The sequence below is a fragment of the Streptomyces sp. NBC_01241 genome (assembly GCF_041435435.1).
GTDB lineage: Bacteria > Actinomycetota > Actinomycetes > Streptomycetales > Streptomycetaceae > Streptomyces.
Genome location: NZ_CP108494.1, coordinates 6,039,110 through 6,059,064, shown reverse-complemented (window position 1 = coordinate 6,059,064; position 19,955 = coordinate 6,039,110). Strand labels below are relative to the sequence as shown.

General features: G+C 68.3%; 19 protein-coding genes and 1 pseudogene. 7 read left to right on the top strand and 13 right to left on the bottom strand.

The features are described 5' to 3' along the window. Positions 1-34: 34 nt before the first annotated feature. The 4 genes from ligA to OG306_RS27255 are packed head-to-tail and all read right to left on the bottom strand — an operon-like array spanning position 35 to position 4,615. Positions 35-2,227, bottom strand: coding sequence for an NAD-dependent DNA ligase LigA (ligA, locus tag OG306_RS27270; RefSeq protein ID WP_266748758.1), 2,193 nt, complete (start codon positions 2,225-2,227; stop codon positions 35-37). A 30-nt stretch (positions 2,228-2,257) separates the two neighbouring features. Continuing rightward, entirely contained in the window at positions 2,258-3,283 is a 1,026-nt protein-coding gene (locus OG306_RS27265; RefSeq protein WP_327258729.1) for a methionine synthase, read from the bottom strand. A 60-nt stretch (positions 3,284-3,343) separates the two neighbouring features. Further along, a complete protein-coding gene (locus tag OG306_RS27260; protein WP_266748756.1) occupies positions 3,344-4,033 on the bottom strand; it encodes an SDR family oxidoreductase in 690 nt (229 codons plus the stop codon). A 42-nt stretch (positions 4,034-4,075) separates the two neighbouring features. Further along, entirely contained in the window at positions 4,076-4,615 is a 540-nt protein-coding gene (locus OG306_RS27255; RefSeq protein WP_266748755.1) for a TIGR00730 family Rossman fold protein, read from the bottom strand. A gap of 109 nt (positions 4,616-4,724) precedes the next feature. On the opposite strand from OG306_RS27255, the gene OG306_RS27250 reads away from it, so the two are divergent. Next, positions 4,725-5,060, top strand: a complete 336-nt coding sequence (locus tag OG306_RS27250) for a DUF427 domain-containing protein (RefSeq protein ID WP_266748754.1) — start codon at positions 4,725-4,727, stop codon at positions 5,058-5,060. Positions 5,061-5,155: 95 nt separating this feature from the next. Beyond that, positions 5,156-5,269: pseudogene (locus tag OG306_RS27245) on the top strand (alpha/beta fold hydrolase); the annotation flags it as partial. Between the two features lie 226 nt (positions 5,270-5,495). Here the strand turns inward: OG306_RS27245 and OG306_RS27240 are convergent. Then, complete coding sequence (locus OG306_RS27240) at positions 5,496-5,960, bottom strand: ATP-binding protein (protein ID WP_371665690.1); 465 nt, start codon at positions 5,958-5,960, stop codon at positions 5,496-5,498. Positions 5,961-6,299: 339 nt separating this feature from the next. Here OG306_RS27240 and OG306_RS27235 point away from each other — a divergent pair, with 339 nt between their 5' ends. Both OG306_RS27235 and OG306_RS27230 read left to right on the top strand, forming a co-directional pair. Next, positions 6,300-7,094: a helix-turn-helix domain-containing protein gene (locus OG306_RS27235; RefSeq protein ID WP_371665689.1), complete on the top strand. Its 795-nt coding sequence runs from the start codon at positions 6,300-6,302 to the stop codon at positions 7,092-7,094. An 11-nt stretch (positions 7,095-7,105) separates the two neighbouring features. Next, positions 7,106-7,300: a DUF397 domain-containing protein gene (locus OG306_RS27230; protein ID WP_266748751.1), complete on the top strand. Its 195-nt coding sequence runs from the start codon at positions 7,106-7,108 to the stop codon at positions 7,298-7,300. A 222-nt stretch (positions 7,301-7,522) separates the two neighbouring features. On the opposite strand, the gene OG306_RS27225 is transcribed toward OG306_RS27230, so the two are convergent. Next, positions 7,523-8,638 carry a hypothetical protein gene (locus OG306_RS27225; protein WP_266752475.1) on the bottom strand — a complete coding sequence of 372 codons (1,116 nt, stop codon included), beginning with the start codon at positions 8,636-8,638 and terminating at the stop codon, positions 7,523-7,525. Positions 8,639-9,387: 749 nt separating this feature from the next. Between OG306_RS27225 and OG306_RS27220 the strand changes: the two genes are divergently transcribed. Next, positions 9,388-10,203, top strand: a complete 816-nt coding sequence (locus tag OG306_RS27220; RefSeq protein ID WP_266748750.1) for a hypothetical protein — start codon at positions 9,388-9,390, stop codon at positions 10,201-10,203. Positions 10,204-10,318: 115 nt separating this feature from the next. Further along, positions 10,319-11,203: a DUF692 domain-containing protein gene (locus tag OG306_RS27215; protein WP_371665688.1), complete on the top strand. Its 885-nt coding sequence runs from the start codon at positions 10,319-10,321 to the stop codon at positions 11,201-11,203. A gap of 105 nt (positions 11,204-11,308) precedes the next feature. Here OG306_RS27215 and mnmA read toward each other — a convergent pair whose 3' ends face one another. Beyond that, entirely contained in the window at positions 11,309-12,439 is a 1,131-nt protein-coding gene (gene mnmA, locus OG306_RS27210) for a tRNA 2-thiouridine(34) synthase MnmA (protein ID WP_266748748.1), read from the bottom strand. A gap of 61 nt (positions 12,440-12,500) precedes the next feature. Here mnmA and OG306_RS27205 point away from each other — a divergent pair, with 61 nt between their 5' ends. Then, positions 12,501-13,181 (top strand): N-acetylmuramoyl-L-alanine amidase, encoded by a 681-nt coding sequence (locus tag OG306_RS27205; protein WP_266752474.1) that lies wholly within the window; start codon positions 12,501-12,503, stop codon positions 13,179-13,181. A 111-nt stretch (positions 13,182-13,292) separates the two neighbouring features. Here OG306_RS27205 and OG306_RS27200 read toward each other — a convergent pair whose 3' ends face one another. The 6 genes from OG306_RS27200 to OG306_RS27175 form a co-directional block, all read right to left on the bottom strand. Beyond that, positions 13,293-14,462 carry a cysteine desulfurase family protein gene (locus OG306_RS27200; protein WP_371665687.1) on the bottom strand — a complete coding sequence of 390 codons (1,170 nt, stop codon included), beginning with the start codon at positions 14,460-14,462 and terminating at the stop codon, positions 13,293-13,295. 145 nt (positions 14,463-14,607) lie between these two features. Continuing rightward, positions 14,608-15,474 carry a thioesterase family protein gene (locus tag OG306_RS27195; RefSeq protein ID WP_266748745.1) on the bottom strand — a complete coding sequence of 289 codons (867 nt, stop codon included), beginning with the start codon at positions 15,472-15,474 and terminating at the stop codon, positions 14,608-14,610. Between the two features lie 151 nt (positions 15,475-15,625). After that, the gene (locus OG306_RS27190) at positions 15,626-16,297 is read right to left on the bottom strand and encodes a trimeric intracellular cation channel family protein (protein ID WP_266748743.1); all 672 of its coding nucleotides are present in this window, start codon (positions 16,295-16,297) and stop codon (positions 15,626-15,628) included. Positions 16,298-16,315: 18 nt separating this feature from the next. Then, positions 16,316-17,704: an ABC transporter ATP-binding protein gene (locus OG306_RS27185; protein ID WP_371666275.1), complete on the bottom strand. Its 1,389-nt coding sequence runs from the start codon at positions 17,702-17,704 to the stop codon at positions 16,316-16,318. A gap of 35 nt (positions 17,705-17,739) precedes the next feature. Then, a complete protein-coding gene (locus tag OG306_RS27180) occupies positions 17,740-18,840 on the bottom strand; it encodes an ABC transporter ATP-binding protein (protein WP_371665686.1) in 1,101 nt (366 codons plus the stop codon). Continuing rightward, positions 18,837-19,838, bottom strand: a complete 1,002-nt coding sequence (locus OG306_RS27175) for an ABC transporter permease (RefSeq protein WP_266748740.1) — start codon at positions 19,836-19,838, stop codon at positions 18,837-18,839. Before OG306_RS27175 ends, OG306_RS27180 begins: the two co-directional genes overlap by 4 nt. Positions 19,839-19,955: the final 117 nt, after the last annotated feature.

The following is a 19,955-nucleotide window of genomic DNA, read 5'->3' as shown; positions in this document are numbered from 1 at the left end:
AAAAGGGGTCTGTCCATTCCGGAGCAGATTTGTCCTATTCCGCTGGTTCCCCGACAGGGACGGCCGCCTCGCGTGCGGCGTCCGGACCCTGTTCCAGCAGCACGGTGAAGCCGTCCTCGTCCAGCACGGGCACCTTCAGCTGCATCGCCCTGTCGTATTTCGAGCCCGGGTTGTCGCCCACGACCACGAAGGAGGTCTTCTTCGAGACGGAACCCGTCACCTTGGCCCCCCGGCTCTGCAGCGCCTCTTTCGCGCCATCCCTGGTGTGGCCGGACAGCGTGCCGGTGACGACGACGGTGAGTCCTTCGAGCGGGCGCGGCCCGACCTCTTCCCCCGCTCCCTGGTCCTCCATCCGGACCCCGGCCTCCCGCCACTTGCGCAGGATCTCCCGGTGCCAGTCCTCGGCGAACCATTGCTTCACCGACGCGGCGATGATGGGACCGACCCCGTCGGCCTCGGCCAGCTCCTGTTCGGTCGCCTCGTCGATCCGGTCGATGGAGCGGAACTGACGGGCCAGTTCCTGGGCCGCGATCGGGCCCACGTGACGGATCGAGAGCCCGGTCAGGATCCGGGCGAGCGGGGCCTCCTTGGCCGCGGCGACTGCGTCGAGCATGGCGAGGGCGTTCTTCTTCGGCTCGCCCTGCTGGTTGGCGAAGACCCAGGCCGTCTTCTCCTCACCGGTCTTCGGATCGCGCTTGGGCAGTCCGCTGTCCGGGTCCAGGACATACGCCCGGATCGGCAGCAGCTGCTCGACGGTCAGCCCGAAGAGATCGCCCTCGTCGCGCAACGGCGGCTCGGCGGGCTCCAGCGGCTTGGTCAGGGCCGCGGCCGCGACATAGCCGAAGTGGTCGATGTCGAGGCATTTGCGGCCCGCAAGGTAAGCGAGCCGCTCCCTCAACTGCGCGGGACAGGAACGCGCGTTGGGACAGCGGACATCGACATCGGCCTCCTTCATGGGCTTCAGTTCCGTACCGCACTCGGGGCAGTGCGTCGGCATCACGAACGCCCGCTCGGTGCCGTCGCGCAGATCGACGACCGGGCCGAGAATCTCCGGGATCACGTCGCCCGCCTTGCGGAGCACCACCGTGTCCCCGATGAGGACGCCCTTCGCCTTCACCACGTTCTGGTTGTGCAGGGTGGCGAACTCGACCTCGGAGCCCGCCACCTCAACGGGCTCGACCTGGGCGTACGGGGTGACCCGGCCGGTGCGTCCGACGCCGACGCGGATGTTCACCAACTTGGTGTTGACCTCCTCCGGCGGGTACTTCCAGGCGATCGCCCAGCGCGGAGCGCGCGAGGTGGAGCCCAGCCGGCCCTGGAGCGGCACCTCGTCGAGCTTGACGACGACGCCGTCGATCTCGTGCTCCACGGAGTGCCGGTTCTCGCCGAAGTACGCGATGAACTCCCGTACCCCGTCGAGGGAGTCCACCACCTTGTTGTGCCTGGCGGTGGGCAGACCCCATTCGTGCAGCAGCTCGTAGGCGTGCGAGAGGCGGTCGATGTCGAAGCCCTCGCGGGCGCCGATGCCGTGCACCACCATGTGCAGCGGGCGGGTGGCGGTGACCTTCGGGTCCTTCTGCCGCAGTGAACCGGCCGCCGCGTTACGCGGGTTGGCGAACGGTTTGTCGTCGGCCTCGACGAGCCGGGCATTGAGCTCCTCGAAGGCCTCCATCGGGAAGAAGACCTCGCCGCGGATCTCGACCAGCGCCGGAATCCGGTCCCCCTTCAGCCGGTGCGGGATCTCGGAGATCGTCCGGACGTTGGGGGTGATGTCCTCGCCGGTGCGGCCGTCGCCGCGGGTCGCGGCCCGGGTCAGCCGGCCGTGCTCGTAGGTGAGGTTGACCGCGAGACCGTCGACCTTCAGCTCGCACAGGAAGTGGTGGTCCGAGGTGCCGACCTCCTTGGCGATCCGCTCGCCCCAGGCCGCCAACTCCAGGTCGTCGAAGGCATTGTCCAGCGAGAGCATCCGCTCGCGGTGCTCGACGGAGGTGAATTCCGTCTGGTACGGCCCAGCGACCTTCTGCGTCGGCGAATCCGGCGTGCGCAGCTGCCGATACGTCTCCTCCAGGGCCTCCAGCTCGCGCATCAGCCGGTCGAACTCGGCGTCGCTCACGACCGGCTGGTCCTTCACGTAATACCGGAAGCGGTGCTCCTCGATCTGCTCGGCAAGGAGTGCATGCTGCTCCCGAGCCTGTGCGGGCACTGCCATCTGCTGTTCGCCGGCCATCGTCTCGTCCTCCCGTTACCCGTTGCCCCGTTACTCAGGGTTGTCTGCGAGCGATCTCGCGGCCCGGGCGCAGTGGGCGAGCGCGGCGCGCGCATACGCGGGCGAGGCACCCGCGAGCCCGCACGACGGGGTGATCACCACGGACTCCGTCAGAGTCCCCGGATTCAGCCCCAGCCTGCGCCACAGCGTCCTGACACCCATGACGCTACCGCCCGGGTCCGACAATCCGCCCGAGGCCGGGTCGGTGCCCGGCACCACCCCGAGGAAGAGCTGCGTGCCACCCTCGACCGCTTCCCCGATCGCCTCCTCCTCACGCTCGGTGAGCAACGAGAAGTCGAACGAGATTCCGTCGGCCCCGGCCCGGCGCAGCAGCGCGAACGGCACCTCGGGCGCACAGGTGTGAACGACCGTCGCGCCGTCGCCGCCCGCCGCCAGCACATCGCGCAGGGTGCCCTCGACGACCTGGCGGTCCACGGCCCGGTAGGTGCGGTAGCCGCTGGCCGTCCGGATCCGGCCGTGCAGTACACCGGTCAGCGACGGTTCGTCGAGTTGGAGGATCACTTCGGCGCCGGGCATCCTGCGCCGTACCTCCGCGAGGTGGGCGCGGAGCCCCTCCGCCAGCGAGCCCGCCAGGTCGCGGCAGGCTCCCGGGTCGCCGAGCGCGGCCTCGCCGCCGCGCCGTTCCAGGGCGGCGGCGAGCGTCCAGGGGCCCACGGCCTGGACCTTGAGCGGTCCCTCGTACCCCTGGGTGAACTCCTCCAGCGCGTCGAGGTCCTCGCCGAGCCAGGACCTGGCCCGGCGGGTGTCCCGTCCGGGCCGGTCGCTGATCCGCCAGCCGCTGGGCTCGACATGGCCGTACAGGTCGACGAGCAGCCCGATGGTCCGCCCGATCATGTCCGCGCCGGGTCCGCGGGCCGGCAGTTCGGCCAGGTACGGCAGGCCCTGGCCGTCCCCGAAGGAACCGGTGACGGTCTTCGCCGCCTCCCGTGCGTCTGACCCGGGCATGGAACCGATTCCGGTGGCCGGGCAACCCCTGAACTTGCTCTTCTCGCTCACACGGGAAGCCTACGGCCGTGCCCGGCCCCGTCGACCGGCGGCGGTCGGGGCCGGGGCGGCTCAGCGCCCGGGTCGCACCGTGAGGTCGTTGACCTCGGCATCGCGCGGCAGGTCGATGGCCATCACGATCGTGGTGGCCACCGACTCGGGGTCGATCCAGCAGGAGGCGTCGTACTCCTTGCCCTCCTGCTGGTGGACCTTGGCCTGCATGGGACTGGCGGTGCGCCCTGGATAGACGGAGGTCACACGAACCCCGTTCGCGTGCTCCTCCTGGCGCAGCGCGTCGGCGAGCGCCTTCAGGCCGTGCTTGCTCGCGGCGTACGCGCTCCACTCGGCGCTCGCGGAGAGGCCGGCGCCCGAGTTGACGAAGAGCACATGGCCCTGGGCGACCCGCAGTTGCGGCAGGAAGAGCCGGGTCAGCTCGGCGGGCGCGACCAGGTTGGCGTTGAGCTGGAAGTGCCACGCCTTGGGCGTGAGGTCACCGACCTTGCCGAGCTCGACGACGCCCGCGATGTGCAGCAGCGAGTCGACCCGCTCCGGCATCGCCTGCTGGGCGAGCGCCCAGGAGAGCCGGTCCGGGTTGGAGAGGTCACCGACGAGCGTGCGAGCGCCGGGGTGGAGCGCGGCCAGCTCCTTCGCGCGGCCCGCGTCACGGGCCAGCAGCACGGTCTCGTCACCGCGCTCCAGAAGACGACGGGTGACAGCTGCGCCGATGCCGGAGCCTGCGCCGGTGATGACATGAGTGGACATGCCCCCATGATCGCACTCCACTGATCGCACCCCGCCGCCGCGTCACCGCAGGCCGGACCACTCCTCCAGGTAGGCCAGGGCGCCCACGCCGTCCTTCGCGAAGAACACCAGGTCGCTCAGCGGGACGGGTAGGAAGCCTTCGTCCTCCATGCGCTGGAACTGCTGGCGCAGCCCGTCGTAGAAGCCCGCCGTGTTGAGCAGAACCACCGGCTTGTCGTGCTTGCCGTGCTTCTTCAACTCCAGGATCTCGGTCGCCTCGTCGAGCGTCCCCGTACCGCCCACCATGATCACGATCGCGTCGGCCTTCTCCAGGAGCAGTGCCTTGCGCTCGGCGAGATCGCGCGCGATCACCATCTCGTCCGCGCTGGTACGCGCCTTCGCGGCCAGGAAGTCGACCGACACCCCGACCAGCCGTCCGCCCGCTTCCTGCACCCCGTCGGCGACGACCTTCATCAGCCCGCTCTCCGAACCGCCCCAGACCAGGCTGTGCCCGCCCCGGCCCAGCAGCTCGGCGAATTCGCGGGCGGGCTGGGTGTAGCGGTCGTCGAGATCGGCGGCGGAGAGGAAAACGCAGATGTTCATGCAGCCACCGTAAAGGCCACCACTGACACACCAGGGGGCCGGGTGGAAATCCGGCAGACACCGGCGAGGGAAAGGGAAGAAACCGGCCCGCGACGCTGCTGAACCAGACATGACTTCCACACGAGGACACATCATCACCGTCGAACCCGGCACCGAGCATGTACGTGTGGTGCGCGACGGGCAGGTGCTCGCCGAGAGCCGGCGCCCGCTCGTACTGCGTGAGACGGGCTGCCCGCCCCGCTACTACCTGCCGCCCGAGGACGTCCGCACAGAACTGCTGACGGCTTCGAACACGCACACCCACTGCCCGTTCAAGGGCGACGCCTCCTATTGGTCGCTGCCGGACGCGGCCGATCTCGTCTGGGCCTATCCCGAGCCGAAGCCCGAAGTCGCCGCGATCAAGGACCACTTCTGCTTCTACGACACCGAGACCGCCTCCGACTGATCAACAGGGACCCCTGTGACCTGCGGAGTTGAAAATGCTCAGAAAATTCACGTCCGCAGCGATGACTTTGTGACGGAATCGCAGTCCTCTCTCACATGGACAAGACTCTCTCCCGCGACGGCACCTTGATCGCGTATCGGCGCCGGGGCGAAGGACCGCCGGTGATCCTGGTCGGCGGAGCATTGAGCACGGCGGCGACCGAGGCTCCCACGCCCGGCTCTCGGCCCGTGCCCTCGCCGACGCACTCCCGCGCGCCCGCCACCGCACCCTGACGGGCCAGACCCGCGAACTGGCACCGCAGGCGGTGGCCCCGGTCCTGGCGGAGTTCTTCGGCAGCGACATGTACGCGCGCCAGGCCTCCTGAACCCACGCCCTGCCCGGTGACGCCCGTACGGAGGTCGGACGTGACCGGGCCGGGCGCCGCCGTCTCTGCGGTCAGATGCCGAGCCCGAGTTCGAACCAGACGGTCTTGCGGCCCGGCCCGTCCGCCCCCTCCCCTATGGCGCACCCTCCCCAGCGGTCGGCGACGAGTTCGAGGATCGCCATGCCCCGCCCGGCCTCGGCGTAAGGGTCGGCGGGCGGCGCGTACGGCTTCGGCAGGTCCGGGCTCATGTCCCGGACGCTGATCCGGAGCACCGGGTGCCGCCACTGGAGCCGAACGGCGGCCGGGCCCTTGGTGTGCCGTACGGAGTTGGTGGTGAGCTCGGACGTCAACAGCTCGGCCCGGTAGCTGAGTTCGACCAGTTCGTGGGCGCCGAGGATGGCGCGCAGAGTGGTGCGGGCGATGCTGGGGCTGCGCGGGTCGCAGGGGAAGGCGAGTTCGTAACTCCAGGGTTCGGCGAAGGGAATGGGGACGGGGTGGTGGGCGTACGGGGCGTAGGTGGTGGGTTCGTTCCTCACGGGCACCTCCTGGGGCGCGTGCGAGTGGCCTCAAGTGGACGTGCGCCACGGTCGGTTGCTGTGGGCGGTGGCAATGCCGGTCCGGCTTCCCGCGTTCCCGGGCGGGCAGGGGGACCGGTGCGCTTCCGCCGCCTACGGTCATGCCAGCGACGCGACTCATAAGCTAAAGCATCACCACTCACATGTGAGTAAATTTCCACGAATGAGTGAGTCCCTACTTTGCTCACTGGACCGCTTCGCAGGGCCCCTGCAAGACTGTGCGCGCACGAGAGAGGACCCATGGCTCCACGAAATGCACCCACAGGCCGCCAGCGCCGCTTGGCCGTTGAAGTCCGCCGCATGCGCGAGCAGGCCGGCATCTCAATCCTGGAGGCGGCCGCAATGCTCGGCGCCGACCGCACGATGATCTCCAACATCGAGGCGGGCCGTACCGGGCTCAGCGAGGAACGCGTTCGGCAGATCGCCTGCCATTACGGATGCCCGGACTCGTCGTTGGTCGATGCGCTCGCCTCGATGGCAGGCGGTCGACGGACACGACACTGGTGGGACGAGTACCGGGGCAAACTCCCCGACGGGCACCTCGACGTCTCCGAGATCGAGCACTTCGCGGCGCGCATCCGGACGGCCCAGACCGTCCACCTGCCTGGCCTGTTCCAAATCGAGGAACACGCGCGAGCAATCTTCGACTTCGCGGTACCGCAATTGCCCCGACTGGAGGTGGAACTCCGGGTGGCTCACCGCATGGGCCGCCAGGCCATCATCGCCGGAGAGAGCCCGACTCCGTACCTCGGCATCATCCATGAGGCCGCGCTGCGCCTGGAGTTCGGTGGTCGGGATGTGTCCCGCCGACAGCTGGACCACCTCGCGAACGCATCCGAGCTGGGTCACGTGACTCTACTGGTCATCCCATTCAGCGCGGGCCCCTTCCACGGCGCCGGACAATCGATCCTCTACGCCGAGGGCCCCGTCCCGCAACTGGACACGGTCCAACTCGACACCTCGTTCGGCGGCCAATTCGTTGATGCCCCGACGCCACTGGGGAACTATCGTTCCCTTCTGGACCTGATGGAACGCTCTGCGCTCCCTCCTGAAGAATCGCGAGAGCTCATCCGGTCCATCGCCCGCGAGCTGTGAGAGGTCAAGAAATGCCCGAACGTGACTGGCAGCGCTCGTCGTTCTGCGCAGGCGGCGGCAATAACTGCGTCGAGGTCGCCGCGTCGCGAGCCGACGGCGTTGCAATCCGCGAGAGCGAGAGCCCCGATGCCGTTCTGGTGACAAGCCGGGTCGCGCTGCGTGCGCTTGTGCTGGGCATGAAGAGCGGCAACGGCGAAATCGACTGACCTGCAAACCAGTCACTGGGCCAGCGCCTCCTCCTCACCGCTGAGCAGAGCCTCGACAGCTCCCTAAGCGGGCTGCGCCCCCTGCCGCACCGGGCGCCGCTTTGCAGTCTGCGCGCTGAGGTCCTGGCCGAGGTCGGTCGTGACCTCGCCTCAGTTCGGGGCTGGTGCGGCGATCAGAAGGACGGGCGCATAGGGCGGCAGCCCGTGTACGTCCCCGGCCCGCTACGCCTTCGATTTCGATCGGGGTGCCACGCTGTCGCGGATAACCCGGTCGCTTACCTGCAGAGCATCGGTCAACGCCGCTCGCAGAGAGCCGGGAAGGGCTCCTGCACCCAGTGCACAGGTGCGCAGGAGATCGGCACAGTCCCGCGTTTGCTGCTCGGTGGCGAGCGTCTGGAACTGAGGGTGTGCCAGGCATTCCCGGGCCGCGTATCCGTCCGCAGTGCTGACGGTCCGGCGATACAGAGCGTCAACCACCAGGCGCGCGGCCGGGTGCTCCGACCATTCGACGAGATCGAGGATGACCAGCCCGAGTCGGGTATGGAAGACCGTGAGGCGCTGATCGGTCTCCCGTTGTGTGTAGGCGTCGACCAGGGCCGTGAGGTGTTCGTCGACGGGGCGGCCGAGGGCTCGTCGGCACAGGACGGCCAGAGAGGCGGTGACGTCCTGTTCCCAAGGTTCTCCGGATGTCGTGGCCGCCAACAGGGCATCGGCGGCGGGCGCCTTCCCCGAGGTGAGTGCGGCGAGGACGGCGACTTGGCGGCCATCGAGCATGTGCTTCCCGATACCACGGTGGGACTCGATGTGCGCGAGGGCCTCGGTCCAGCGGCCGGCGGTGGTGAGGGTACGGGTGCCGTCGTCGATCAGGACCCGCCACAGCCAGGTACGGACCTCTTGGCGCTCTTCGGGAGTCGAGACCAGGCCGTCCGGGACGGTGACGCCCTCGAACCGGGCAGCGCTACCGGCTCCGACGGCTTCGTACAGGGCAAGGAGGCGATGGCGGCCTTCGTCCGAGTGACCGGCGCGGATGCGCAAGCGGGCGAGGTTGACGACGGGCGTAAGCGCGCTGATCGCCGCAGTGCCGGGTAAGGGGCAGGCATGGAGGTAGGCGACGGCCTGCTGGTGGCACATCTCGCGGGCCAGTTCTGGAAGGCCGAGGTCGGAGGCGATGAGTGCGGCCTGGTTGTAGACCACCGACGCGAGCCCTTGATCAGCCGTGCGCACTGCCCTGTCGGCCACGGCGACGAGCGTGTGCACGCGCTTGGGCAGAGGCAGGCATGCGGGCCGGAAGCGGGCGACGAGCGGGAAACGCTGAGCTATGTGACCGTGCGGGTTCATGAACCTTCCAGGTGGCGGTAATTGGAGAAGCGGGAAGACGACGGTACACGTCAGCGCGCGGTCGACGAGGACCGTCCCCAGGACGCGGGTGCAACCGCCAGTTGGCGGGGTGCTGAGCGCGAAGAGACCGGGGTGGCACTCGGGCGCGAGTGTGTCGAGGGACTGGGTCTCGAGCAAGGCTGATTGTCCGCCGTATCCACAACAAGGCCGATTTTCCGCCGCATTCACCATCCCCGGTGCGGAACTCGGTGGCGCCTGCGGCGACCGGCCCGCACTGCCGGCCGTGGCCGATGACGCCGAACTCCCGGAGCTTGCCGCGTCCTCCGATACTCCAACTCTGGCCGAAAGTCTGCTCGTTACGTCGAAATCCAGCCACGACCATAGATCCCCTGGACATGATCGAGAGCGACGGAGACACTGATCCCGGCGGAGAATTGAAGAGCCGCCAGATATGGCAAAGCCGAATACGTATCTACCCTGGAAGGCGCCAATGTCACTGACCGCGACCGAAGTAGATGTGTTTAGCATCGAGTCTCCGATGATTACGATCGCCGAACTCGACAGCGAGGGTTTCGAAGGGGTGGTCCTCCCGCCTCTGTGCTGCATACCCGGAGGATCGAGGTGCTGCACTCCGTGCGGCGGCCCGGGTCAGCCCTGACGGCTTGAGATGCGGACGGGCAGCCGATATCCGCATGACGATATCGGCTGCCCGCCCGCATTCTCGCATTGCGTTGCAAGGAGCAAGCGACATGGATATGCACAGCATCCAGGGGGTGCTCTTCAGGCTCTACCTGAACCCCGGGTACCAACTGGCATACAGCATCAATAAGAAAGAATTCATCCGAAGACTGGATCTGGACGAGGAGGGATCATCCTTTCTTGCCGGAATCTCCAATGAAGAAGTGCAAGAATTTGCCTCGACGTTGCGACTGAAGCAGCAACTGGCACTTTCATCCATGCTCCCCGTGACATTTTCCTTACTGGGAGATGAATTCGAGTTCGTCATCCAGGATTTTCTGGAAATGCGACAGTTCGGGCATTCGGATTCGCAAGAGGTCAAAGCGGCGACCTTTGTTCAGTACATCCGTGAAGCATCTGTTTATTACGGGATCCCCAAAGCCCTACCGTCGGTCGCACGGCTGGAACTGATGCTCATCACCTCGCGACACCCGGCAGCAGACTCCTTGAACAGCGAGAGCACGCCGCATCGTTTCTCGCGAAGCAATTTGTACTGGCGGCCGAAGGGTACGAACATAGGCTCCTTCGAGGTGGACCCCCTTCCGGTGATGACGCGGAAGACAGACCTCCGAGCCGCGACGGATTCGATGACGAATCTACTGGTCGCACCGCCGAGGTCTCACCAACACCGCCCGACCGTCCTGAAGCTCGCCCGGCCGGCGTTCAAGGTCCTGGAAGAACTGGCCGTCCCGCATACCGGATCGGAAATATGCGGGAAAGAGTTGCGCGAAGCTATGGGGGTATCAGAATCGGACCTGCAGACACTCATCCATGACTTTGTGAATATTGGTGTCGTGGCCTGGCATGCCGGCCGCGAAGATTCCTAGCCCATGCGGATTCGGACCTAAGGTGAGAGCCGATGTTCGAGGATATATCAGAATCAATTGACTTTCCCCTCGCAGCACCGCTGGAGGGGTGTGATGCCTGCCGCGCGTGTGCGTTGTGGTCCCTGAGGAGATCGACCCACACATCCGAGAGGGGTACCTCGGAGTGATGCATCCTTTCTCGGCGTCGGACATCCCGTCCTACGGGGCCGGCATCGGATACCGTAGCGAATTGGCGAAAGCACTCGAGGGGCACGAGTCGGACCTCGACGTCCTGGAGATCTTGGTCGACCAGTGGCGACATGCGGAGAATCTCGATGCATTGCGTGAACTGACGAGTAAGTACGAAGTCGTCACGCATGGTGTTTCGATGTCTGTTGCCGGTGCGGGCGCAATCGACTCAGAGTATCTGGCCTTCGTGCGGGATGCGATATCGCTGTGCGGCGCTTCGTATCACAGCGAACATCTGGCGATGACGTATATTCCCGGAATGGATTCAGGGCATCTGTGCCCGCCGATCCTGAGCGAATCCAGCCTGGCTGCTTGCAAAAGGAATGTGATTCAGGCCCAGGAGGAGCTCGGGGTCCCATTGGCTCTGGAAAACGTGACGTACTCCGTGAGCCCGTCCCCGGACCACCTGTCCGGAGCCTCCTTCATCGCAGAGCTGACGACCGCAACGGACAGTCTCATTCTGCTCGACGTCACCAACCTCTTCGTAAATTCACGGAACTACGGGTTCTCTGCCAGTGATTACCTGGAGAGGATACCGATGGAGAGGGTAGTACATATACACCTCGCGGGATCATCTCTGGATTCTACAGGAAAGCACGTAGACAGCCATTCGGAATTGATAGTGAAAGAGATATGGGAACTCGCGGCCCATGCGGCAAGCCTATGCAATCCGAAAAACGTGATCATTGAACATGACGCCAATTTCCCCGATGTCAGCGAGATTCTCGCGGAGGTGTCGGAGGCCAGAAGTATGTACTTCCCGGGTTCGTAGAGCCCTCTCCGGAGTACTTCGTGGGCTTCGGCCTGTCGCCTCGTGCGTCGGATGAGCTGTCGCGTCGTGCATCAAATGAGCCGCGATACGCGTCGGCCACTGTGATCAGCCGGACGCCGCCGAGGTCTCCCTGCGCACCGTCGTCGCGATCGTCGCCGAGCCGAGCACCCGGGTGCCGTCGTACAGGACGACCGCCTGGCCGGGCGCCACGCCGCGTACCGGCTCGGTGAAGGTGACGTTCAGCGTCCCGTCGACCAGTTCCGCCGTCACCTCGGTCTCGCCGCCGTGGGCGCGGAGCTGGGCGGTGTACGTGCCGGGGCCGGAGGGGGCCGTGCCGCACCAGCGGGGCCTGATGGCGGTGAGGGCGGTGACGTCCAGGGACTCGACCGGGCCGACCGTCACCGTGTTGTTCACCGGGGAGATGTCCAGGACGTAGCGGGGCTTGCCGTCGGGGGCGGGGTGGCCGATGCGCAGGCCCTTGCGCTGGCCGATGGTGAAGCCGAAGGCGCCCTCGTGGGTGCCGACCTTCGTACCCGACTCGTCGACGATGTCGCCCTCCGCCGTGCCGAGGCGGCTCGCCAGAAAACCCTGGGTGTCGCCGTCGGCGATGAAGCAGATGTCATGGCTGTCGGGCTTCTTGGCGACGGCGAGGCCCCGGCGCTCGGCCTCGGCGCGGATCTCGTCCTTGGTGGTGAGGGTGTCGCCGAGCGGGAACATCGCGTGGGCGAGCTGCTTGTCGTCCAGGACGCCGAGGACGTACGACTGGTCCTTGGCCATGTCGGAGGCGCGGTGCAGCTCGCGGCTGCCGTCCTCACGCAGTACGACGGTGGCGTAGTGGCCGGTGCATACGGCGTCGAAGCCGAGCGCGAGGGCCTTGTCGAGCAGCGCGGCGAACTTGATCTTCTCGTTGCAGCGCAGGCACGGGTTGGGGGTACGCCCGGCCTCGTACTCGGCGATGAAGTCGTCCACGACGTCCTCACGGAAGCGTTCCGCCAGGTCCCAGACGTAGAACGGGATGCCGATGACGTCCGCGGCGCGGCGCGCGTCGCGGGAGTCCTCGATCGTGCAACAGCCGCGCGCTCCGGTACGGAAGGACTGCGGGTTCGCGGAGAGGGCGAGGTGCACACCGGTCACGTCGTGCCCCGCCTCGGCGGCGCGGGCCGCGGCGACGGCGGAGTCGACACCGCCCGACATGGCGGCGAGTACGCGGAGGGGACGCTGGGAAGTCTGAGTCATAGCTCCACCAGAGTACGGGGCGCCGGGAACCGAACGCTCACGGATATGCGTTGTGGACCACATGGGGACCAAGGGGACGGCCGGCGCCAAGGGCTCCGCGGGGGCGAAGTCCGGGCACGGCATCAGCCGGCGCGGGCTGCTGATCGGCACTGCCGTCACGGCGGTGGGCGCGGCCGCGCTGGCGCGGGAGAAGGTGGAGCGCGCCTGGTGGCGATTGCCCGGGGTGGACAAGCCCCGCACGCCGGGCGAGGTGGACTTCGCACGGGCCGAGTGGATATCGGCGTCCGCAGCGAACTGGCGGCGGGCCGACCGTCCCGCCGACTATCCGATCGACCGGGTCGTCATCCATGTCACCCAGGGCAGCTACCAAAGCGCGGTGAAGGTCTTCCAGAACCCGGGGCACGGGGCGGCGGCGCACTATGTGGTGCGCAAGGACGGCCATGTGGCACAGATGATCCGTGAGCTGGATGTGGCGTTCCACGCGGGGAACAGGTCGTACAACGAGCGCAGTGTCGGCATAGAGCACGAGGGCTTCGTGGACCGGCCGCAGGACTTCACGGCGGCAATGTACGGGGCCTCGGCGCAGCTCACGGCGGCGATCTGCGGGCGGTACGGGATGCCGGTGGACCGGGAGCACATCATCGGGCACGTGGAGGTGCCGGGCACGGACCACACCGATCCGGGGAAGCACTGGGACTGGGACCGGTATCTGAAGCTGGTCCGGGCGGCGGCCACGCGGTGACCGCGTGGCCCCGCCAGTGACCACGCGGCCCCGCCCGGTCCCGGACAGGGCCGATCGCAGGACGGGGCTGGTGACTGGACGGGGCCGGTGACCGGGCGGGGCCGAGAGGCCTTAGCTGAGTCCCGCTGTCCGAGCCCGCTGTACCGCCGGTCCGATCGCGCGGGCCACCTCGTCGATGTCCTGCTTGGTGGAGGTGTGGCCGAGCGAGAAGCGCAGGGTGCCGCGGGCCAGGTCCGGGTCGGTGCCGGTGGCCAGCAGGACGTGGCTGGGCTGGGCGATCCCGGCGGTGCAGGCGGAGCCGGTGGAGCATTCGATGCCCTGGGCGTCGAGCAGCAGGAGCAGGGAGTCGCCCTCGCAGCCGGGGAAGGTGAAGTGGACGTTGGCGGGGAGCCGGCCGCCCGGGGCCGGGTCACCGCCGAGGACGGCGTCCGGCGCGGCCGCCAGCACCGCCGCGACGAGGTCGTCGCGGAGTGCGCCGATCTCGCGGGCGAATTCCTCGCGCCCGTCGGAGGCCAGCCGTCCCGCGACGGCGAAGGCGGCGATGGCGGGCACGTCGAGGGTGCCCGAGCGGACGTGCCGCTCCTGGCCGCCGCCGTGGAGCACGGGTACGGGGGTGTACTCACGGCCGAGCAGCAGCGCGCCGACGCCGAACGGTCCGCCGATCTTGTGCGCGCTGACCGTCATCGCGGCCAGCCCGGACCGGGCGAAGTCGACTTCCAGCTGCCCGAAGGCCTGCACCGCGTCCGCATGCATCGGTACGTCGAACTCGCGGGCCACGGCGGCCAGTTCACGTACCGGCATGATCGTGCCGATCTCGTTGTTGGCCCACATCACGGTGACCAGCGCGACATCATCGGGGTTACGGAGGATCGCCTCGCGCAGGACGTCCGGGTGGACGCGTCCGTGCCGATCGACGGGGAGGTATTCGACGTTCGCGCCCTCGTGTTCGGCGAGCCAGTCGACGGCGTCCAGCACCGCGTGGTGCTCGACCGGACTGGCCAGCACCCGGGTGCGACGGGGGTCGGTGTCGCGGCGGGCCCAGTACAGGCCCTTCACCGCGAGGTTGTCCGCCTCGGTGCCCCCGGAGGTGAAGACCACCTCGCTCGGGCGTGCGCCGAGAGCGTCGGCGAGGGTCTCTCTCGACTCCTCGACGGTACGGCGGGCCCGGCGCCCGGCGGCGTGCAATGAGGACGCGTTACCGGTGACGGCGAGCTGGGCGGTCATCGCCGCGATCGCCTCCGGAAGCATCGGCGTGGTCGCGGCGTGGTCGAGGTAAGCCATGGTGGGCTCGATTCTACGAGCCCGGGGGCGGGGTGTGTGTGCCGGGCGGATCGCCGCCCGGCGCCCGGGGGCGGGGTGTGTGCCGGGCGGATCGCGACCCGGTAGCCGCACCGGGCGGGGCACCGCGCCTCGCTCCCCCGTGCGGCTATGCGCGCGGCGCCCTGGCCAGCTGGCGGGACTGGGCCACCAGCCGGTCCGCGCTGTCCCAGACGTCCGCGTCCTCCTCCAGGAAGCCGCCCGCGAGGTTGCGGGTGGTGATGGAGACGCGCAGGGGGCCGGGGGTGGGGCGGCAGCGGATATGGGTGGTGAGTTCGATGGTCGGCGTCCAGCCCTTGAGGCCCAGCTCGAACGAGGTGGGCGGCAGCGCGTCGACGGTGAGCAGCAGCGAGAGCGGGTCGGCGTCGCGGCCGTCCGCGAGACCGAACCAGCCGCGCATCTCGCCCTTGCCGGAAGGGGCGCCGACGGCCCAGCCGACCGTTGCCGGGTCGAGCTGGATGTCGAGCCGCTCGGTGATGGCGGAGCTGCCGGGGATCGGGGCCGGGCCGTCGCTCGGGCCGAGACAGTGCGCCTGCGGCGGGATGGCCGGCGGCTTCGCCGATGTGCGGACCTCGTCGGACAGCCCGTCCAGATCGCCGTAGGTGGCGAGGACCCGAATGCGCTCGACCTCGGTGCCGTCCTCCGCGTACTGGAAGAGGGAGGCCTGGCCGGTGGAGAGGGTGCGGCCGGTACGGACCGTCTGGGTGCGGATCACCGCGGGGCCCGGGACGGACGCGGTGAGGTAGTGCGCGGAGACCGAGAAGGGGTCCGGGTGCGGCAGGGCCTCGCCGAGCGCACGGCCGAGCATGGCCAGCAGATAGCCGCCGTTGACCGCCTGGATGATCGTCCATCCGGCGGAGAGCTCCGCGTCGTAGACGCCTTCTTCGCGAAGGGTGACGGCGGTGTCGCGGTCGAACTCGCTGTCCCCGATGGTTGCCTGCGCGGTCCGCGCCACCTGCTCTGCTGCCTGTGCCATGCCACGCACCGTACACCGATTGTATTACTGAGCGGTAGCTTTTTCATGGCCGAAAGATGTCGGCATTCGGCGTCAGGGGCGGGGCTTGTCGGGTGCGGGACTCGTCGGGCGCAGACTCATCGGCCGCGCGACTCGTCGGGCGCGGGACGTGTCAGGAGGCCTCGGATCCCTCCTCGGCCGTCGCCGACCGCCGGTTGTAGGCGCGCGGGGCCCGCCAGTGGTAGCGCATCGAGAGCAGTCGCAGCGCGAAGGCCGCGATCACCGCGGCACCGCTGGTGAACGCGTTGAGCACCTCGAAGCGGATGCACAGCACGATCACCGTGGCGCCGACGATCGCGGGCACCGCGTACAGGTCGCGGTCCCAGCGCAGCAGCGAGGGCACCTCGTTGGCCAGGACGTCACGCAGCACGCCGCCGCCGACCGCGGTGGCCAGGCCCAGGGCCGCCGACGCGGTGAGTCCGAGGCCGTAGCCGTACGCCTTGACCGTGCCCGTGACGCAGAACAGCCCGAGGCCGGCCGCGTCGAAGACGTTGACGCCCACCTGGATCCGTTCGACCTGCGGGTGCAGGAAGAACACCAGGAAGGCGGCGAAGAGCGGAGTGGTGAAGTAGCCGAGGTCCGTGAAGGCCGCGGGCGGGACCGCTCCGATGACGATGTCACGGAACAGCCCCCCGCCCAGCGCGGTCACCTCGGCCAGTACCGCGATGCCGAAGACATCGAAGTTTTTGCGCACGGCGAGCAGTGCGCCGGAGATCGCGAAGACGAAGATCCCGGCGATGTCGAGCGCATGCTGGACGGAGGACGTGAACAGTTCGTTGAGCACCGGGCAATTGTGCCGGTACTACCCCTTCGGGCTGTCCTCCGGCGTTCCGGGCGATGCGGCGCCGTCGCCGGCCGCGTTCTTGTCGGCCGCGTTGCTCTGGGCCCCGCTCTCCCCGGCCGCGTTCTCGTCCGGCGCGTTCTCCTCGGCCTCCGGCTCCCGTACGGTGTCCGCCTCCGGCTCCCGTACGGTGTCCGTCTCCGGCTCCCGTACGGTGTCCGTCTCCGGCTCCCGTACGGTGTCGGTCTCCGGCTCCCGTACGGTGTCGGTCTCCGGCTCCCGTACGGTGTCGGCCTCCGGCTTCCCCACCTCGACGACCTCGATCGCCTCGCGCGCGGCCGCCGTCACGGTCTCGCCGGGCACCTGGTCCGGCGCGTTCTCCGGGTGGTGGCAGGCCACCTGGTGCCCGGTCTTCAGCGCGACCAGCGGCGGCTCCTGCGTCTTGCAGACCTGCGTCGCCTTCCAGCACCGGGTGTGGAAGCGGCAGCCGCTGGGCGGCGAGATCGGCGACGGCACGTCGCCCTTCAGCAGGATGCGCTCGCTCTTGGCCGAGCGGCGCTTCGGGTCCGGGATCGGCACCGCCGAAAGCAGCGCCTTGGTGTACGGGTGCATCGGCGCCTTGTAGAGCGACTCGCGGTCGGCCAGCTCCACGATCTTGCCGAGGTACATCACCGCGATCCGGTCCGAGACGTGCCGGACGACCGAGAGGTCATGGGCGATGATCACGTACGTCAGGCCCAGCTCGGCCTGGAGGTCGTCGAGCAGGTTCACCACCTGCGCCTGGATGGAGACGTCCAGCGCCGACACCGGCTCGTCCGCCACGACCAGCCTGGGGTTGAGCGCGAGCGCGCGGGCGATTCCGATGCGCTGGCGCTGGCCGCCGGAGAACTCGTGCGGATAGCGGTTGTAGTGCTCGGGGTTGAGACCCACGACCTCCAGCAGCCGCTGCACCTCCTTCTTGACGCCGCCCTCGGGCGTGACGCCCTGCAGCTTGAAGGGGGCCGACACGATCGTGCCGATCGTGTGCCGGGGGTTCAGCGAGGAGAACGGGTCCTGGAAGATCATCTGCATGTCGCGGCGCATCGGGCGCATGGCGCCGACGCCGAGGTGCGTGATGTCCCTCCCCTCGAACTCGATCTTCCCCGCGGTGGGTTCGAGCAGCCGGGTGATCAGCCGGCCCATCGTCGACTTTCCGCAGCCGGACTCCCCGACGACGCCCAGGGTCTCGCCCGAGTGCACCTCGAAGTCGATCCCGTCGACGGCCTTCACGGCACCGGCGCTGCGCTGCAGCAGCCCCTTCTTGAGGGGGAAGTGCTTCTGCAGCCCGGTCACCTTGAGCAGCACCTCGCGGGAGGCTGCGTCCTTGACCGTCCCGCTGCCCCCGGCAGACCTCTGCGCCGGAACGTCCACGCCCTTGTCCTCGCTCGTCACGGCCTTGTCCTCGCTCACAGCTTGGGCGCAATCTCTTCGGTCCAGATACGCTCCCGCTGCTCCTGCGACATGTGGCAGGCCGCCCAGTGCCGGCTGCCGACCTCCTGCAGCTCGGGCCGTACGGTGCGGGTCACGTCGTCCTTGGGCACGTCCGCGTACGGGCAGCGCGGGTTGAAGGCGCAGCCCGACGGGATGTTGATGAGCGACGGCGGGGAACCCTTGACCGGGATGAGCCGGTCGGTCTGGTCGCGGTCGAGGCGCGGCATCGAGCCGAGCAGTCCCCAGGTGTAGGGGTGCCGGGGCTCGTAGAACACCTGCTCGGCCGGTCCGCGCTCGATGCAGCGGCCGCCGTACATCACCAGGATGTCGTCGGCGAGCTCGGCCACGACGCCCAGGTCGTGGGTGATGACGATGACCGCGGAGCCGAACTCCTTCTGCAGGTCCCGGACCAGGTCGAGGATCTGCGCCTGGACGGTGACGTCCAGCGCGGTCGTCGGCTCGTCGGCGATCAACAGCTCGGGGTTGTTGACCAGCGACATGGCGATCATCGCGCGCTGGCGCATCCCGCCTGAGAACTCGTGCGGGTAGCTGTCGACGCGCTTGTCGGGCTGCGGGATGCCGACCCGGTCGAGCATCTCGATCGCCCGCTTGCGGGCGGTCTTCTTGTCGACGGCGTGATGGACGCGGTACGCCTCCACGATCTGCTTGCCGATCGTGTAGTACGGGTGCAGCGCGGACAGCGGGTCCTGGAAGATCATGGCCATGTCGCGGCCGCGCAGCCTGCGCACCTCGTCGGGGTCCGCGGACAGCAGTTCCTTGCCGTCCAGCCAGATCTCGCCGGAGAGCTGTGCCTTGCGCTTTCCGTACTGGCCCGCGGTGTGCAGGCCCATGATGGCCAGCGACGTGACGGACTTGCCGGAGCCGGACTCCCCGACGATACCGAGGGTCTTGCCCTTCTCCAACGTGAAACTGAGCCCGTCGACGGACTTGACCAGACCGTCGTCGGTCGGGAAGTGCACCTTGAGGTCGCGCACTTCGAGAAAGGCGGTGGGAGCGGGCGAGCCCGCCGGGGCGGGTTCGCCCAGCGCGGCACCGCTCTTGTGCAGTTCGGTCATCCCAGCCTCACTCGCGGGTCGATGACGGCGTACAGAATGTCGACGACGAGGTTGGCGACGGCGATCGCGAGAGCCGCGAACAGTGTGACGCCGAGGATCACAGGCAGGTCCTTGTTGCTGATGGCCTGGACCGCCGCGAGCCCGAGCCCCGGCAGGTTGAACGTGGACTCGGTGAGGACGGCGCCACCGAGGAGCACACCGATGTCGAGGCCGAAGACGGTGAGGATCGGCGTCATCGCGGAGCGCAGGGCGTGCCGGGTGATGACGGTCCCCTCGCCCAGGCCCTTGGCACGCGCGGTGCGGATGTAGTCCTCACCGAGCACGTCGAGCATGGTGGCTCGGGTGAGGCGGGCGTACATCGCGGCGTTCAGGAAGGCGAGCACGATCCACGGCAGGATCAAGGTCTGGAACCAGGTGCCGATGCCGTCGTCCGTGGAGAGGTTGTCGGCGATGTGCACCCAGCCGAGGTTGTGCACGAAGAGGCCCATCGCGACCATGCCGGTGAAGAAGATCGGCAGGGAGACACCGCCGAGGGCGGTGGTCATCGCGGCACGGTCCCAGATGGTGCCGCGCCTGAGCGCGGACAGGACACCCGTGGCGACGCCGCCGATGAGCCACAGGACGCAGGCACCGGCGGCAAGCGCACCGGTGACGGGCAGGGCGTCCTTGAGGGTGGTCCAGACCGGTACCTCCGTGCGGAAGGAGTAGCCGAAGCAGGGTGCGGCGCAGTGGGTGATGTCGTCACCGTTCGCGTAGTCACGCCCCATCGGGATGCCCTTGACGAAGTCCCAGAACTGGACGAGGAGGGGGTCGTCGAGACCCAGTTTTATCCGGATGCCCTGGAGCTGCTCGGCACCGGAAGCCTTGCCGGCGAAGAGGACTGCGACGTCCTGACCCGCCCACTTGGGCAGCATGAAGAAGATGGTGAAGGTCGCGAGCAGTACGACGAGCACCATGATGACTACGGCGAACAGGCGCCGGATGAGATAAGCAAGCACTGTGCGCGGCCCGCCGGTGGCCGGGAACCCCTCGTGGGGGCTCCCGGCCACCGCCCCGGGCCATCACCTGCCCTTCGGACTGGCGGGTTTCGGCGGCGGTGGAGCAGTCAACCGGGT

What these genes read in the sequence shown, in the direction of transcription:
- ligA (WP_266748758.1), bottom strand. Translation starts at nt 2,227, where the DNA reads ATGGCCGGCGAACAGCAGATGGCAGTGCCCGCACAGGCTCGGGAGCAG.
- OG306_RS27260 (WP_266748756.1), bottom strand. Translation starts at nt 4,033, where the DNA reads ATGTCCACTCATGTCATCACCGGCGCAGGCTCCGGCATCGGCGCAGCT.
- OG306_RS27255 (WP_266748755.1), bottom strand. Translation starts at nt 4,615, where the DNA reads ATGAACATCTGCGTTTTCCTCTCCGCCGCCGATCTCGACGACCGCTAC.
- OG306_RS27250 (WP_266748754.1), top strand. Translation starts at nt 4,725, where the DNA reads ATGACTTCCACACGAGGACACATCATCACCGTCGAACCCGGCACCGAG.
- OG306_RS27235 (WP_371665689.1), top strand. Translation starts at nt 6,300, where the DNA reads ATGCGCGAGCAGGCCGGCATCTCAATCCTGGAGGCGGCCGCAATGCTC.
- OG306_RS27230 (WP_266748751.1), top strand. Translation starts at nt 7,106, where the DNA reads ATGCCCGAACGTGACTGGCAGCGCTCGTCGTTCTGCGCAGGCGGCGGC.
- OG306_RS27225 (WP_266752475.1), bottom strand. Translation starts at nt 8,638, where the DNA reads ATGAACCCGCACGGTCACATAGCTCAGCGTTTCCCGCTCGTCGCCCGC.
- OG306_RS27220 (WP_266748750.1), top strand. Translation starts at nt 9,388, where the DNA reads ATGGATATGCACAGCATCCAGGGGGTGCTCTTCAGGCTCTACCTGAAC.
- mnmA (WP_266748748.1), bottom strand. Translation starts at nt 12,439, where the DNA reads ATGACTCAGACTTCCCAGCGTCCCCTCCGCGTACTCGCCGCCATGTCG.
- OG306_RS27205 (WP_266752474.1), top strand. Translation starts at nt 12,501, where the DNA reads ATGGGGACCAAGGGGACGGCCGGCGCCAAGGGCTCCGCGGGGGCGAAG.
- OG306_RS27200 (WP_371665687.1), bottom strand. Translation starts at nt 14,462, where the DNA reads ATGGCTTACCTCGACCACGCCGCGACCACGCCGATGCTTCCGGAGGCG.
- OG306_RS27195 (WP_266748745.1), bottom strand. Translation starts at nt 15,474, where the DNA reads ATGGCACAGGCAGCAGAGCAGGTGGCGCGGACCGCGCAGGCAACCATC.
- OG306_RS27180 (WP_371665686.1), bottom strand. Translation starts at nt 18,840, where the DNA reads ATGACCGAACTGCACAAGAGCGGTGCCGCGCTGGGCGAACCCGCCCCG.